14 protein-coding genes and 1 tRNA gene are annotated in these 15429 nt (G+C 66.1%); 7 read left to right on the forward strand and 8 right to left on the reverse strand.

The window, feature by feature from the left end; genetic code table 11:
- Positions 1-191 precede the first annotated feature (191 nt).
- From P1IM2_RS02690 to P1IM2_RS02710, 5 genes are all read right to left on the reverse strand, one after another.
- The gene (locus tag P1IM2_RS02690) at positions 192-776 is read right to left on the reverse strand and encodes a hypothetical protein (protein WP_222102988.1); all 585 of its coding nucleotides are present in this window, start codon (positions 774-776) and stop codon (positions 192-194) included.
- Positions 777-881: 105 nt separating this feature from the next.
- Positions 882-1055: a helix-turn-helix domain-containing protein gene (locus P1IM2_RS02695; RefSeq protein WP_186401355.1), complete on the reverse strand. Its 174-nt coding sequence runs from the start codon at positions 1053-1055 to the stop codon at positions 882-884.
- A gap of 175 nt (positions 1056-1230) precedes the next feature.
- Complete coding sequence (locus tag P1IM2_RS02700) at positions 1231-2130, reverse strand: hypothetical protein (RefSeq protein WP_186401356.1); 900 nt, start codon at positions 2128-2130, stop codon at positions 1231-1233.
- Positions 2127-3320, reverse strand: a complete 1194-nt coding sequence (locus P1IM2_RS02705; protein WP_186401357.1) for a tyrosine-type recombinase/integrase — start codon at positions 3318-3320, stop codon at positions 2127-2129. The genes P1IM2_RS02700 and P1IM2_RS02705 overlap by 4 nt, the downstream gene beginning before the upstream one ends.
- Positions 3321-3487: 167 nt before the next feature.
- Positions 3488-3561, reverse strand: a tRNA-Cys gene (locus P1IM2_RS02710).
- A gap of 267 nt (positions 3562-3828) precedes the next feature.
- Between P1IM2_RS02710 and P1IM2_RS02715 the strand changes: the two genes are divergently transcribed.
- The 3 genes from P1IM2_RS02715 (at position 3829) to P1IM2_RS02725 (ending at position 6526) form a co-directional block, all read left to right on the forward strand.
- Complete coding sequence (locus P1IM2_RS02715) at positions 3829-4491, forward strand: protein-L-isoaspartate O-methyltransferase (protein ID WP_186401358.1); 663 nt, start codon at positions 3829-3831, stop codon at positions 4489-4491.
- Between the two features lie 32 nt (positions 4492-4523).
- Positions 4524-6008 (forward strand): TolC family outer membrane protein, encoded by a 1485-nt coding sequence (locus P1IM2_RS02720; RefSeq protein WP_186401359.1) that lies wholly within the window; start codon positions 4524-4526, stop codon positions 6006-6008.
- A 74-nt stretch (positions 6009-6082) separates the two neighbouring features.
- Positions 6083-6526, forward strand: a complete 444-nt coding sequence (locus P1IM2_RS02725; protein WP_062901225.1) for a DUF2497 domain-containing protein — start codon at positions 6083-6085, stop codon at positions 6524-6526.
- 3 nt (positions 6527-6529) lie between these two features.
- On the opposite strand, the gene nudC is transcribed toward P1IM2_RS02725, so the two are convergent.
- The 3 genes from nudC to P1IM2_RS02740 are packed head-to-tail and all read right to left on the reverse strand — an operon-like array spanning position 6530 to position 9707.
- A complete protein-coding gene (nudC, locus tag P1IM2_RS02730) occupies positions 6530-7399 on the reverse strand; it encodes an NAD(+) diphosphatase (protein ID WP_062901226.1) in 870 nt (289 codons plus the stop codon).
- On the reverse strand, positions 7399-8682 hold the full coding sequence (locus tag P1IM2_RS02735; protein WP_186401360.1) for a serine hydrolase: 1284 nt from the start codon (positions 8680-8682) through the stop codon (positions 7399-7401). Before P1IM2_RS02735 ends, nudC begins: the two co-directional genes overlap by 1 nt.
- Complete coding sequence (locus P1IM2_RS02740) at positions 8679-9707, reverse strand: A/G-specific adenine glycosylase (RefSeq protein WP_186401361.1); 1029 nt, start codon at positions 9705-9707, stop codon at positions 8679-8681. Before P1IM2_RS02740 ends, P1IM2_RS02735 begins: the two co-directional genes overlap by 4 nt.
- Before the next feature lie 38 nt (positions 9708-9745).
- Here P1IM2_RS02740 and P1IM2_RS02745 point away from each other — a divergent pair, with 38 nt between their 5' ends.
- The 4 genes from P1IM2_RS02745 (at position 9746) to smc (ending at position 15423) form a co-directional block, all read left to right on the forward strand.
- On the forward strand, positions 9746-10318 hold the full coding sequence (locus tag P1IM2_RS02745; RefSeq protein ID WP_186401362.1) for a DUF721 domain-containing protein: 573 nt from the start codon (positions 9746-9748) through the stop codon (positions 10316-10318).
- Between the two features lie 17 nt (positions 10319-10335).
- A complete protein-coding gene (locus tag P1IM2_RS02750) occupies positions 10336-11055 on the forward strand; it encodes a DsbA family protein (protein WP_062901228.1) in 720 nt (239 codons plus the stop codon).
- Positions 11056-11092: 37 nt separating this feature from the next.
- Positions 11093-11839, forward strand: a complete 747-nt coding sequence (locus tag P1IM2_RS02755) for a thioredoxin domain-containing protein (protein WP_062901229.1) — start codon at positions 11093-11095, stop codon at positions 11837-11839.
- Between the two features lie 140 nt (positions 11840-11979).
- Complete coding sequence (gene smc, locus P1IM2_RS02760; RefSeq protein ID WP_186401363.1) at positions 11980-15423, forward strand: chromosome segregation protein SMC; 3444 nt, start codon at positions 11980-11982, stop codon at positions 15421-15423.
- Positions 15424-15429 lie beyond the last annotated feature (6 nt).

Raw genomic sequence — 15429 nt, forward strand, 5'->3', positions numbered from 1 at the left:
GGGTGCGGATCGCACCCTCCGATTTTGGCGGAATAGCGTCGCTTCGGCGAAGCAACGGCGAAGCGCACTCTGATCGCACCCTCGAAAAGTGGCGGAAAAGCTGGATGCACCCGTGCGTGAGGTGTGTATCTAAATTACGGGTCCGATGCGTAGCATCGCGGCCCTGCGACCTTGCCAAAAGGACGACCGGATCAGGCATGGTCCGAACCTTCCCTGCAACCGTCGCAGATGGAGCCGCCGAGTTCGCCGGAGCAGCAATCGCAGGGTCGATCGCTTCCGTTTGGTAGAGCGTCGGCCATCGGTTTGGCGAACTGATCAGCCACCCACCGGGCGATGATTATGCGAGCTTCGCGGTCGGCCTTACGGCGGTAGAGGCCATGCTCGATGATCCAATGGAGTATCGTTTGCTCGATGGCTTTTTGCACTCGCTCATCGAGCTGGTGAGCTTCGACCGGATTGAGGTGCGCGGTGACGCCGGGAGCCTCGATCAACCCGCCAAGCGGAAGATAGCTCACACCCGCCTTCTGCAACGGGCCGTCGATCCGCAAACTTGAAAGCTCGCCTCGGTAGATATGGAGAGACGGGCGCTCGTTGAGCGTCCATTGCGCGATGGAACAGCGATAGGTTTCGCCATCGTCGTTGTCCAAGAGCAGCCGCTCGATGAGCGGCAAGGTGAAACCGGCGATGCGATAGTCGGCGGTGAACCGGAGTGTGACCTTGCGGCCAGCCCACAAACGATTGGTGAGCCGATCAATGGCGCGGCGAAAAATGGACATGAGAAATCCTTTCGTGAAATCACGATGAAGAGCTTTCGGATGCTTCGGGGAGCAGGCGCGGAGCGGCCCCCTATTCAAAAGGCTGGGGTCGTGGGCGCTTGCGGGTCAGACGGCGGTGCGGGATTGTGCAAAGCGCCGGATGGATTCGGTGGTCAGCAGAGTTCGCCTGCCGATCTTGATGGCGTCGAGGCCACCGGATTTTATCAGGGCGTAAACCGACGACCGCCCGACGCCGAGCGCCTTGGCGGTATCATTAATCGATATGGCAATAGGTTCCATGTGCGTGTCTCCATGCTGCCGATTCGCGGCGAGAGACATGCCAAGTTGCACATGGCTGCCGGTGTGTCGTCCAGCAATGGGAAAGCCCTAGAAGTCTGCCGCTGACGCGCATTACAGAAATGCAGTGCTGGGGTCCGAAAATCCACTGGCGGCGATCGAAAAACAATAACGCTGGTCAGCGGTCTTCGGCGGACGCGTTCATCTCCAAATGCGTGCAGATTTTTTCCGCATAACGCGTCAACTGATCGCGGCGCGGCACGTCACCGGATTCGTCGGCGTTGGTTTCGAACCATTCGGCAAGCCAATTCTTGACGGTGCTGATCGCCGCCGCCCGATCCTTAACATCCAATACCCCTAGCCGGGGATCGCCGATCAGGGCGATAATCGCATCGACATAGCGGTATTTGGTGTTCCGGCCGGGTCCGCCTCTGCGCTTCGGTCTGCTCATCGCGAGCATCGTCTCGACGTCATCGCGATGAAGATAAAGGTCAGCAGGCAGCGACATCGCAGTCGGATAACGCATGACCATCCCCCGATCCTTGCTGTGTTCGGAGAACAGGAAATAGCGCAGCCTGCCGAAAAACTGCCTGCGTTTGAGAGGAACCCGCTGCTTGCGGAAGCGAGAAAGATAATAGGCTTTTGGGCCGTCCACCTTCTGCAAATAGCCCAGCACCTCATCAAAGAGCCTGTCCGGCGCGTGGGGCAGTTTTAACGGCGCGTCGGGAATTTTGAGGCCGTATTGATAAGCCTGCCGCCAAAGGTGAGGCCCTATCGTGGCGGCCAGCGCGCCCAGCGCGAGGTAGAAGAAAAGGTCCGTCGCTGTCGAATGGCCTGAGACAAGGAGGCCGATCAAGAGGAGGACAGACAGGAATCCGAAGGCAAAGCTGATGACGAAGGCGAGATTATAATATCGAACCGGCGACGGCTTGGCCTGATTGATAATCGCCGCGTTCAAGCTCAAGCCTTCGTCCAGATCGTCCGACCTGAATTGGGCCAGCACCTTCCAGAGCGGCACGTTGTCGGCTTCGTCCCCGTCTGCGAAGATTCTCCAACCTTCTCCGGGGCGACCTGTCATCTGTTCCCTCCTTCGCGCAGTTCGTCCAGATAGTTGCTCCACCACTGCGCCATTTCAACACGCTCAGCCCAATAAGCTGACTGATTGTAGATGCGCCGAACGCTGCCCGCGACCATGTGCGCCAGCGCCCGCTCGATCGCGTCGGGGTTCCATTTGCCGGATTCGTTCAAGAGCGAGGATGCCGACGTGCGGAAGCCGTGCGCAGTCATCTGGTCCTTTGGATAACCCATCCGGCGGAGCGCTGCATTGATCGTATTCTCACTGATCGGCCGCGCCCGCGATCTGATTGATGGGAACACATAGCGGCCAGAACCGGACAGGGATCGCATGTTGGTGAGGATCGCGAGAGACTGCCGCGACAAGGGGACCGAATGAGGTTGGCGCATCTTCATCTTCCCTTCTGGAATAATCCAGACCGCCTTGCCAAAATCTACCTCCGTCCATTCCATATGACGGACTTCGCCGGGACGCTGAAAAACATGGGGCGTCAACCTTAGCGCGTGCATCACTGCGGGGTCGCCCTGATAATCTTCGATCGCGCGAAGCAACGCCCCGAACGTGACCGGATCGGTGATAGCCGGGAAATGTTTGACCCTCGGTGTGGTCAGCGCGCCAATTAATAATTGCGCCGGATCGCGTTCCGCGCGGGCAGTGGCGACCGAATAGCGAAACACGCGACTTGCGAACGCCCGCAAGAGATTTGCCGTTTCCAGTCGGCCACGCCGCTCATGCTTCCGTAGTTCGTGCAACAATTCCTGCGGCGTGATTTCCGCCACGGGACGCTTTCCAAAATCGGTTCCGAGCAGTTTCACGAACCAGCGCATCTTTGCCAGCGTCGGCTCCGCCAAGCCCTCCCGCTTCTTCTTCTCGATCAATTCCTGCGCCACGCTCGAAAAACTGTTGCTGGCTCGGATGCCTGCCTCGATGCGAGCTTGCCGCTTAACAAAATTGGGATCGATCGAATGGGCCAACTGTCTGCGCGCAGCATCGCGAGCACTACGCGCCTCCGCCAAGGTGATTTCGGGGTAGGAGCCGATCGCCAGTTTCCGCTCTACGCCGTTTATGCGATACTTGACGCGCCACAGCTTGCTGCCCCTTGGGTTGACCAGTAGATACAGGCCCTGCGAATCTGAGACCTTGTAGGGCTTGTCCTTGGGTTTCGCTTTGCGAATTGCGGTGTCGGTCAGCACGGTGGGGGCCTCGCTTTCATGGAGGCTTGGCGAAGCCCCCTGATTAGGCCCCCAACATCTGCAACTACGGGCAAACAGAGGCCATCGCTGGCAATCAGCGAATGGCCTTAAACTATCGGAAATTAGGGGTTTTTTCAACCATCAGCACACCTCGGCTGACAGGTTTATGGAGGCCCGAGCCGGAATCGAACCGGCGTATACGGATTTGCAGTCCGCTGCGTCACCACTCCGCCATCGGGCCTCGCGCCGAACGCCGCGGCCGCTGTGTCGCGGGCCGGGCCGGGTGTTGGACGGCGCCGCTAGTGCGGGGCTTTGGCGGGCTTGTCAAGGATTCGCCAAGGCCCACTCCATTTCGCACGCATTTTCGCGCAATGCGGGGTTGGCGCCACCAACGCGGCCAGCTATGCGCGACGCAGCGCCGCGCGATGCTGTATTAGTATTGCAACACAGCATCGGTTCGGCTAGAACGGCCCCAAGCTTCAGGGCCCCAGAATCGGAAAATAGGCTGATGGCGACGAAATTGAACGAAGTGACTGCTGCGGACATGCGGGCTGCGATGATCGATAGCCAGCTGAGAACCAATGACGTGATCGACCCGGCGGTCGTCGCGGCAATGGGCAGCGTGGCGCGCGAGGCGCATGTTCCCGCGGCGTTGGCGAGCGTCGCCTATATGGACCGCGCGATCGCGCTGGGTCACGGCCGCGCGCTCAACGCACCGCTCGTCACCGGCCGCCTGCTGGTCGCAGCCGATATCCGGCCCGGCCAGCGCGTGCTGCTGATCGGTGCGGCGACGGGCTACACCGCCGCGCTGCTCGCGGCGCTCGGTGCGTCGGTCGTCGCGGTCGAGGAGCAGGCCGACCTGCTCGCCGCCGCCCGCGCCGCAACCGACAATCCCGCGATTCGCTGGGTCGAAGGTCCGCTGGCCGCAGGCGAGCCCGGCGAAGCGCCCGTCGACCGCATCCTGATCGACGGCGCGATCGAACAGCTTCCCGACGCGTTGGCAGCGCAGCTCGCCGAAGGCGGCAAGCTGGTCGCGGCGCGCCGCGAAGGCAGCGTCACCCGGCTTGTCCAGGGCGTCAAGACCGCCGGCACACTTGCGCTGCGCGCCTTTGCCGACATGGATGTCGCGGCGCTGCCGGGTTTCGAGGCCCCCAAGGGTTTTCGCTTCTGAGAGCCCTCCCTCCCTTCAGGCTGAACCATATCATGCACGACATCGACACAAAAATGACCGGACGACGCGCCCGCTGGCTGGCGGGCATGGCGCTCGGCGCGCTGGCGCTGTCGTCGCAGGCGCAGGCCGAGACGCTGCAGGGCGCGCTCGCCAAAGCCTATGAGAATAATCCGACGCTGACGGCGGCGCGCGCCGGACAGCGCGCGAATGACGAGAATGTTCCGATCCAGAAGGCATCGGGCCTGCCCTCGGTCGGTGCCAGCGTCGATTATCAGGAAAATCTGGTCATCCCGGGCAACAGCTTCGTTTCGCCGGGCCGCGTCCTGTCTGCGGGCAGCCAGCTCAGCGTGCCGATCTATCAGGGCGGCGCGGTGCGCAACGCGGTGAAGGCGGCCGAATATCGCGTCGAGGCCGGGCAATCCGATCTTCGCGCAACCGAAGCGAGCATTTTCTCGCAGGTCGTGGGCGCATATATGGACGTGATCCGCGACCAGGCGATCGTCCAGCTCAACCAGAAGAATGTCGCGGTCCTCAAGACCAATTTGCAGGCATCGAGTGACCGCTTCGAGATCGGCGATCTGACGCGCACCGACGTCGCCCAATCGCAGGCCCGGCTTGCGCTGGCCGAGGGCGACCTGCGCGGCGCCGAAGCCAATCTGATTCGCAGCCGCGAAAATTATGTGAAGCTGGTCGGCGATGCGCCGGTCGACCTCCAGCCGCCGCCGGCGCTACCCAATCTCCCCCAATCGGTTGAGGATGCGGTCGCGATCGCGCTCAACAACAATCCCGACATCGAAGCGGCAAACCAGCGCATCAACGCATCGCGCGCCGACATCGGCGCTGCGCGGGCCGCCCGCATGCCCAAACTGTCGGCGACGCTGGGGGGCGGCTACAACAATAATCTCCATTCGATTCCTGCCGGCAACACCGTGGCCGAGAATACGACGAAGAGCGCCGCCGCCGGCCTGTCGCTGACGCTGCCGATCTTTCAGGGCGGCCGCCCGTCGGCCCAGGTGCGCCAGGCGCAATCGCGCAGCAGCCAGGCGATTGAAACCTATGTTGCCACCGAACGCGACGTGATCGCGCAGACGCGCGGGGCCTATGCCGCGTGGCAGGCGAACGAGCGCGTCATCGCCGCGACCGAGCAGGCGGTGGGCGCCAATGCCCTGTCGCTCGAGGGGGTGCGCGCCGAAAACAGCGTCGGCACGCGCTCGATCCTCGACATATTGAATGCCGAACAAGAATATCTGAACGCGCAGGTCCAGCTCGTCTCGGCGAAGCGCAACAGCTATGTCGCGGCTTTCTCGGTCCTCGCCGCGATGGGCAAGGCCGAAGCGCGCGACCTGGGGATCGAGGGCGGCGCGCTCTATGATCCGGCGGTAAATTATCGCCGTGTTCGCGGTCAGATCTGGGATTGGGCCGACGATCCGAAGCCGCAGCAGCAGGCCACCGATACGCGCAGCGTCCCCGCCGCCGATGCCAGCGTGCCTGCCGTGGAGCCGCTTCCCCAACAATAAGACTTGGCAAGCCCGCCCGCGCGCCGGTATGAACATGGTTAACCGGTATTTCCGGTGGAACTTAGGGGGCAAGCATGGGCGACATGTCGCGGGAGCCATCGATGGAAGACATTTTGTCGTCGATCCGGCGCGTCATCGCGCGTGACGAGGCCCCTGGGGCGCGCGCGCAGCGTGCGGCGGTGCCGAGCGAGGATATTCTCGACCTCAACGAAGAGGAAGAAGACGCCGTCGCCGAATCAGCCCTTGACGACAGCGGCGCCGCGACCGCGCAGGAAGAGCTGGTGTCGGTTGCCAGCGCCGATGCCGCGCGTCAGTCGCTCGAAGCGCTCACCGCCGCGATGGCGCCAGCCGCGGCCGCGGCCGCCGCGACGGTGCCCGCAGGGGGACGCAGCCTCGAGGATGTCGTCGTCGACGCGATGCGGCCGATGCTCAAGCAATGGCTCGACGCCAATCTGCCGGCGATGGTCGAATCGATGGTGGCGCGCGAAATCAGCCGCATCACCGGCAAGCGCCTCTAAGGCTCAGGCCGCCCAATCCTCCAGCAGATAGCGCGCGATCGCCAGCGGCGGCGGTGCCATGAAGCTCGCGCCCATGTCGCCGGCGAGCGCCGCGCGCACCTCCGCACGGTCGACCCACATCGCCGCTTCAAGTTCGGTGGTGTCGATCGTCAACGCGGCGTCGCGCGCGACCGCGCGGCACCCGATCATCAGCGACGAGGGGAAGGGCCAGGGCTGGCTCGCCACATAAGATACATCGGACACGGCGATGCCCGCTTCCTCGAACAATTCGCGCGCCACCGCTTCCTCAAGCGATTCACCCGGCTCGACGAAGCCCGCGAGAGCGGAAAAGAAGCCCGGCGGGAAGCCGGGCTGGCGGCCGAGCAGCACGCGGCCATCATATTCGGCGAGCATGATGACAACGGGGTCGACGCGCGGGAAATGTTCCGCCCCGCAAGAGGCGCAGCGGCGACCCCAGCCGCCCCGGAACAATTCGGTCGGTGAACCGCAAACGGCGCAGAACCGGTGCCGCGCGTGCCAGTCGACGAGGCTGCGCGCGCCGCCATAGAGCGCCGCTTCTTCGGGCGACAGCATCGGGAGCAGCCGCATCACGGTGCGCGAACGCGCATCGACGCGCCCTCCGGCATGTGCCTCGCGCACGAAGCGGGGCGCGCCGCTATCGTCGATCCCGAGCAGCAACAGCGCACGCTCGTCGGCCGGATCAAGCGCTTCCCATATCAGCCCGCCGCCGCTGCCCGGCACCGGATCGATGCCGTCAAGCAGCAGGCAGGTCGCGCGCGGATCGGCGATCGCCGCCGCGAAAGCATCGGGATCGGTGCGGAGCCGGTCGGCGCGGTCGAGCCGCGCCCCGGTAAAGCCGAGCGGCAGCGGCATCAGGCCATCACATCCTTGTAAAAGGCCTTGCCGAAGTCGCGTTGGAAGGGCAGCGCCTCCGACGGCATATATTGGGTATAGCCGCCGACGCGATAGCCGCGGCGGCGATCGACAAAGGCGATGGTGCCGGCCGCACCGCCCCAGCCATAAACGCCCTCACCGGTCGGCGATCCGGCGAGCGACACGCGGCCGCCGGCGCCAAAGCCCTCACCGTCGATGAACGTATTCTTGCGATCAACCGAATCGGCGAGCAGGTTCGACATTCCGAGCCGCGCGGTTTCGGGCTTCATGATCCGCACGCCGCCGGTTTCACCTTCGCCGAGCAGCATGGCGAGGAACCGGTCGTAATCGCGCGCTGTCGAAACGAGACCGCCGCCGCCATAGGGCATCGGCGGCGGGTCGAGGTAGATCGAGCTCGTCGCGGGGTCGATCGGCAGCAGCACGCCGCCCAGCGGCGCATAGTTGGTCGACAACCGCGCTTCTTCGTCGCCGGTGACGCGAAAACCGGTGCTCGCCATCCCGAGCGGATCGAAAATGCGCGCCTTCAGAAAGACGTCGAAGGGCTGACCCGAGACGACCTCGATCACGCGGCCCATCAGGTCGAGCCCGACCGAATAGCTCCAGCGAGTGCCGGGTTCATAGACGAGCGGCAGCGTCGCGAGCCGGTCGGCGAAAACCTCCAGGCTCGGCGCGGGGGTGGTCGGCGGGAAGCCTGGAATCGGCAGACGGCTGACCTGCCCGCCCAATATCCCCGCCTCGTTATAGGCGTCGCGGAGCGGCCCCTTCTGGACAATATTATAGCCGAGCCCGGCGGTGTGGGTGAGAAGCTGGCGGACCGTGATCGGCCCCTTCGCGGGGTGCACGTCGGTGATCGATCCGTCTGGAGTGTTCTGCACCTTCATCGCCGCAAAGGCCGGCAGGAAATCGGCGATCGGCTGATCCAGCGTCATCTTGCCGTCCTCGATCAGCAGCATGGCCGCCATGCCAGTGACCGGCTTGGTCATCGAATAGAGGCGCCAGATCGTGTCCGGAGCCACAGCGCGCTGCGAATCCATCGCCTGCTTGCCTGCGCCCAGATAGTCGGGCGGCGCCTGATCCTTGCCTATCGCAGCGATAGCGCCGGCGAGTTCGCGGCGGTCCACGAATCCCTTGATGAAGGCGTAGGTCGCCGGATAGAGCGCCTCGGCATTGGTCCAGGCGAAGGCGGCGCGCGGCAACAGCGTCGCGCTGCCCCCCAGCGCCAGGCTGCCTAGCAGCGCGCGGCGCGAAATCATCATCGTCATCGGTCACTCTCCCGCATCTTGTCGACCAGTTTGCGATACAGCGTCGGCAGACCCGCCGCGTCAAGCGCCGAAATCGGCCACCACTCACCTTCCCCTGCGGCATCCTCAACTCCGCGCCGGACGAGCGTCAATGTGAGGTCGAAATGGGTGAAGCCGTGCCGCACGGAGACGGCTCCGTCATCGGATGCGGGCGGCTCGTCCCACGTACTGCCGGGCAATGCCCGCATCCCGCCGAGCATTCCCTTGTCGGGGCGCCGTACCAGCCACAGCCGCGCATCCGATTCGATCCACCAGGCGCTTCCGTGGCGTTGCGGCTTCGCCCTTTTGGGCGGCTTGACCGGCAGGGATTCGGCGGTGCCGGCCGCAAATGCGGCGCAGTCGGCGGCGACAGGACAGCGGGTGCAGGCGGGGCTGCGCGGCGTGCAGATCGTTGCGCCCAGATCCATGAGAGCCTGCGCGAAGTCGCCGGGGCGATCGCGCGGAACGAGCGGCGCCAGCGCGGCACGGATCGCGCGCTTTGCGGTCGGCAGCGGCGTGGTGATCAGCCGGTGGCGCGCAATCACCCGCTCGATATTGGCGTCGACGACGACCGCGGGGCGGCCGAAGGCGATCGCCGCGACCGCCGCCGCGGTGTAATCGCCGACGCCCGGCAAGGCGCGCAAGCCCGCCTCGCTATCCGGAAAAAGGCCGTCATGATCGGCGACCACCGCCCGCGCGCAGGCGAGCAGGTTCCGCGCACGGGCATAATATCCAAGGCCCGCCCACGCCGCCATGACGTCCGCGTCGTCGGCCGCCGCGAGATCGGCGACGCTCGGCCAACTCTCGGTAAAGCGGGCGAAATAGCCTGCGACGGCGGCAACGGTCGTTTGTTGCAGCATCACTTCGGCGAGCCAGATGCGGTAGGGATCGGGCGTCACCACGCTCCCTGGCGCGATACGCCAGGGTAGGATGCGCGCCGCATGGTCGTACCAGGCGAGCAGCCGCGGCGCGAAATCCGCGTCGGCCGCGATATCGGGGTCTGGCATCTGGACGCTCACCCCCCGCCTATGGCATGGCGGCGGCGATGGCGAAAGCAGGCTCCAGCGACGGCGACAAGTCCCCTAAAGCGCGCACGAAGAAGGCTGCCAAAAAGCCGCCGGCGCGCAGCTATGAGCGGCCGCGCGGCGGCGAGGCGCGCGCGATCGCCGATATGGTTCCCGAAATCGGCCGGACCGCCTTTCGCAAATTCGGCTTCATCCAGTCGTCGGTCGTCAGCCGCTGGCGAGAAATCGTCGGCGATCGGCTCGCCGATGTCACCCAGCCTGCGATGATCCGCTTTCCCGCCGGACAAAAGGCGAGCGGAACGCTGCATCTGACGATCAGCGGCGCGCATGCACCCATGCTGCAGCATGTCGCCCCCGATATCGTCGCGGCGGTCAATCGCTTCTTCGGCTATGCCGCGATTGCGAGCGTGCGCATGACGCATGGTCAGGTCGCGCCCGCCCCCGCCCCCGTTCAGCAGCCGGCAATGCTGAAGCCGGTACCCGCCGAACTGGGGGATAGCCTGCGCGACATCGGCGATCCGGAACTCAGGACCGTGCTCGAACGCATGGCCGCCGGGCTTGCCAGCGCGCCGAAACTCCCGCGCATCAGTTGAAGGAAGACGGCACGTCCATGCCCAAGATATCCGGTCGCACCCTGTCCCGCCGCACCGCCATCGGCGCCCTGTCGATCGCCGCGCTGTCGCTGGTCGCCGCCGCGCCCGCCGCTCCGGCGCCGGCCTGGTCGTCGAAGATCAGCACCAGCGCGATCGGTGCCTATATCGTCGGAAACCCCGCCGCCAAGGTGCGTCTGGTCGAATATTTCAGCTATACGTGCACCCACTGCGGCGAATTTGCGCGCGACGGCGACGTCCCGCTCAAGGCCCAGTATATCGACAAGGGGCTGGTGGTCTTCGAATATCGCAACCTCGTCCGCGACCCGGTCGACCTGACCGCAGCGCTGCTGGCGCGCTGCGGCGGCGCCAAGGCCTTCGCGGCCAACCACCACGCCATCTTCATGGCGCAGCCGGTCTGGCTGACGAAGGTGCAAAAGGCGCCCGAAGCCATGGTCAAGAGCTGGTATGTCGGCACCGAGAGCGAACGCGCGCGCAAGATCGCGGCCGACACCGGCCTCGGCGCGCTGATGGCGAAACGCGGCTACACCCAGGCGCAGATGAACGCCTGTTTCGATAGCGAGGTCACGCGCGCCGAACTCGAAGGCATGACCAATATCGGGCTGGGTGCCGACCATGTGCGCGGCACGCCGGCCTTTTTCATCAATGGACGCCACACCGACGTGACCGTCTGGTCCGCGATCAAAACGCAACTCGACGCGGCGCTGAAGGCCTCGTAAAAGCCCGTTCACGCGAATTATCCGGAGACTATCCCCAATGACCAGATTGCCCCTTCGCCCCATCCTTCTCGCTTCGATCGGCGCCCTTGCGCTCGCCGGTTGCGGCAAGGGCACTACCGACCAGTCGAAGGAACAGGCGGTCGTCGCCAAGGTCGCGGCGCCCGCGGGCAAGCAATGGTCGACAACGGTGACCAAGACCGCCGAGGGCGGCTATCTGATGGGCAACCCCGACGCGCCGATCAAGATCATCGAATATGCGTCGCTGACCTGCTCGCACTGCGCCGATTTCTCGAAGGAAAGCCACGAAGAGATCAAGCGCGACTTCATCGACAGCGGCCGTGTCAGCCTGGAAGTGCGCAACTTCATCCGCGACCCGCTCGACGCGATGGCCGCGGCAGTCGTGCATTGCGGCCCGGTCGATCGCTATTTCCCGCTGCAGGAAAATGTCTTTGCCTCGCAAGCCGAACTGTTCGCCGGCGCGCAGGCCAATCCCAAGGGCGGCGAAGCCGCGATGGCGCTGCCCCCCGCGCAGCGCTTTCCCGCGCTCGCCAAAGCCTGGAAGCTCGAAGAATTCTTCCAGTCGCGCGGCGTAACCGCCGACCAGATCAATGCCTGCCTGTCGAACGTCGACAATATCAGCAAGCTTGAGCAGATGACCAACAAGGGCATCGAACAGTTCAAGATCCAGGGCACGCCGACCTTCGTCATCAATGGCCAGGTCGCCGAGGGCATCACCACCTGGGGCCCGCTGCGCGACCGCCTGCGCACCATGGGCGCCCGCTGAAGACAATAGCCCTCCCCGTCGCGGCGGGGAGGGCGGCACCCCTTGCGACTCGACCGCCCACGCGCCATGACGGTGCCAGGGGGATATGTGACAGCAAGGTTGCACCGGCTCCGATTCGCTGACCTGCACGAGGTGGCCTCGTGCAGATAAGACGCCTGCGCCTGACCGGTTTCAAAAGCTTCGTCGAGCCAACCGAATTGCGGATCGAACCCGGGCTGACCGGCGTCGTCGGTCCGAACGGCTGCGGCAAATCGAACCTGCTCGAAGCGATCCGCTGGGTGATGGGCGAATCGAGCCCCAAATCCATGCGCGGCGGCGGGATGGAGGATGTGATCTTCGCCGGCACATCGCAGCGCCCGCCGCGCGAATTTGCCGAGGTGGCCATCCATTGCGATACCGAAGGCAATGTCGTCGCGGGCCTGTCCGACGCGAGCGAAGGGCATGAACTCGAGATCATCCGCCGTATCGAACGCGGCGCGGGCAGCGCCTATCGCGCAAACGGGCGCGACGTCCGCGCCAAGGATGTCGCGCTGATCTTTGCCGACGCCGCGACCGGCGCGCACAGCCCCGCCCTCGTCAGTCAGGGCAAGATCGCGAACGTCATAGCCGCCAAGCCGACCGATCGCCGCGCGATGCTGGAGGAAGCGGCGGGCATCGCTGGTTTGCACGTCCGCCGCAAGGATGCCGAGCAAAAGCTGCGCGCGACCGAAACCAACCTCAATCGCCTGTCCGAAATCGTCGCCGACATGGAAGTGCGCGCAAATGCGCTGCGCCGTCAGGCGCGGGCGGCGGAAAAATATCGCAAGCTCAGCGACGATATCCGTATCGCCGAAGGCCGGCTGATCTACGCGCGCTGGCGCGATGCCGCCACCGCCGCCGATCAGGCGCGCCGCGAAGCCGATGCCGCCGAAGCCGCCGTGAAGGCCGCGCAGACCGAACTCGAAACCGTTTCCGCCGCGCAGGTCGAAGTGGCGACGCGCGTCGGTAGCGCGCGCGCCGAGGCGCAGGCACAGCGCGATGCGCTCGCCGAGGCGACCGCGACGCTTGTCCGACTGCAGGGCGAGGAACGTGCCGCGCGGCAACGGCTCGACGATCTGGCGGCGCAGCAGGCGCGGCTCGCCGAGGACCGGGCGCGCGAGGGCGAATTGGCGCGCGACGCCCATGCCGCCCTGACCGCGCTCGACGCCGAGGCGAAGCGTCTCACACAGGACATTGCCGCGCACGACGCGGGAAAGGCGGCGCTGGTCGAGGCGCATCAGGCGGCCCAGGCACGCCTCCGCGATGCAGAGGTCGCACTCGCGCAGGCACGGGCGAAGGCGGCGAGCGAAGCCGCCGATCGCCGCATCGCGGTGTCGGCGCGCGATACGGCCGAAGCCGCCGTCCGGCGTATCGCCGGCGACCGTCAGCGGGTCGAGGCCGAAATCGCCGCGCTGGGCGACAGCGCCGCACTCGCCGCAACCCAGGCCGAAAGCGTCCGCGGCGCCCAACAGGCCGAAGCGGCGATAATTTCCGCGGAAAGCGCGCTGCACGAGGCCGAGGCCGACCGCGAAGCGATCGCGGCCGATCTTGGCGCAATCGATGCCGGTCTTGCCGAAGCACGCGCCGCGCTCGCCGCGCTCGACGGCGAGGCGGCAACGCTCGAACGCGCGCTCGCCGCCGCCCGCACCGACGACGACCGCATCCTCGACCGGCTGCGCGTGACGCCGGGCCACGAGGCGGCGCTCGCCGCCGCGCTCGGCGATGATCTCGACGCCGGGACCGACCGCGCCGCCGCGCGCAGTTGGGGCGCCGCCGATGCCGACAAGAACGACCCGGCGCTGCCGGCAGGCACGCAACCGCTCGCGGCGTTCGTCCAGGCGCCCCCGGCGCTCGTGCGGCGACTCGCCCAGATCGCGGTTGCCGATCGCGACACCGGCCAGCCGCTCGCGGTCGGCCAGCGGCTCGTCACCCTGGACGGCGTGATGCGCCGCTGGGATGGCTTCGTCACGCGCGGCGACGGCGCGACGGCGACCGAGCGGCTGCAACGGCAGAATCGCCTCGACGCGCTCGCCGCACAACGCCCGCAAGTCGAACTCGGGGTGCAGGAATTGCAGGATCGGCGCCATGTTGCGGCAACGCAGCTTGCCGAGCGAACCGACGCCGCCGCCGCGGCGCGCAAGGCGCTCGCGAGCGCCGACGAGGCACGCCGCACTGCGCTGCGTGCCGCCGATCAGGCGCAGGCCGCGCTCGACCGTCACCGCGACGCCGCCGCGCTGTTCGACCGTCGGCTCGCCGAAATTGCGGCGGCCGGGAGCGACGCCGCTGCGGACCTCACCGCGAAGGAGGCGGCGCTCGCCGCGCTCCCCGACGACAGTCTGGCCCGCGCGGCGCTTGAGGGTGAAGAAAGTGCAACCGACCGCGCGCGCAGCGACGCCAATGGCGCACGCGACGCGCTCGCCGATCATGAGCGCGCCCTTGCCGGCCTCAGCGAGCGGCACGCGGTCGTCGGCGCCGAGATCAAGAGCTGGAAGGCGCGCGCGGGCGAAGCGGCACGGCGCGTGACCGACATGGACAAGCGCGCCGACGCGCTGACAGCCGAAGCCGCGAAGCTTGCGGGCCTGCCCGAAAAGCTCGCCGCCGATAGCGAAGCTGCTGCGGCCCGGCAGACGGAGGTGCGGGGTAAAGTGGGCGCCGCCGAGGCGCAGGAGCGCGAAGCCGAAGCGGCGCTGCGCGAGGCCGAAGCGGCGCTGACGACGATCCGCGAGCGCGTCGCCGCGGCGCGCGAGACACGCGCCGGCGCGGTGGCACGCTCCGAAAATGCCGAGCTGCGCCGCATCGAGATGGGGCGCCTGTCGGGCGAGCGCTTCGAATGTCCGCCCCCCTTGCTACCGCAGAAGGTCGGGTTCGAGGGTGATGGCGTCGACGATGCAAATGCCGAGTCGGCCGCGCACGACCGGCTGATCGGCGAACGCGAGCGGTTGGGCCCGGTCAACCTCGTCGCCGCCGACGAGCTTGCCGAACTCGACGTCGAACGCGAACGAAGCGCCGCCGAGATCGAGGAGCTGCAACAAGCGGTCAACCGGTTGCGCGGCTCGATCGGCAACCTCAACCGCGAGGGCCGCGTTCGCCTGCTCGCCGCCTTCGAGACGGTGAACGAACATTTCCAGCGCCTGTTCACCACGCTGTTCAACGGCGGGCAGGCGCATCTCGAACTCGTCGATTCGGACGATCCGCTCGAGGCCGGGCTGGAGATCATGGCGCAGCCGCCGGGCAAGCGCCTCGGCACGCTGACTTTGCTCTCGGGCGGCGAACAGGCACTGACCGCCGTCGCGCTGATCTTCGGCCTTTTCCTGACCAATCCGGCGCCGATCTGCGTCCTCGACGAAGTCGATGCGCCGCTCGATGACGCCAATATCGAACGCTTCTGCGACCTGCTCGACCGGATGACGCGCGAGACGAAGACCCGCTATCTGATCGTCACCCACAATGCGGTGACGATGGCGCGCATGCATCGCCTGTTCGGAGTGACGATGGTAGAGAAGGGCGTCAGCCGCCTCGTCTCGGTCGACCTCGGCGGCGCCGAAGAACTGCTTGCGGCCGAATAGGCGCCC

Origin of the sequence: Sphingopyxis sp. P1IMeth2 (assembly GCF_900185685.1) — a bacterium.
GTDB classification, from domain to species: domain Bacteria; phylum Pseudomonadota; class Alphaproteobacteria; order Sphingomonadales; family Sphingomonadaceae; genus Sphingopyxis; species Sphingopyxis terrae_A.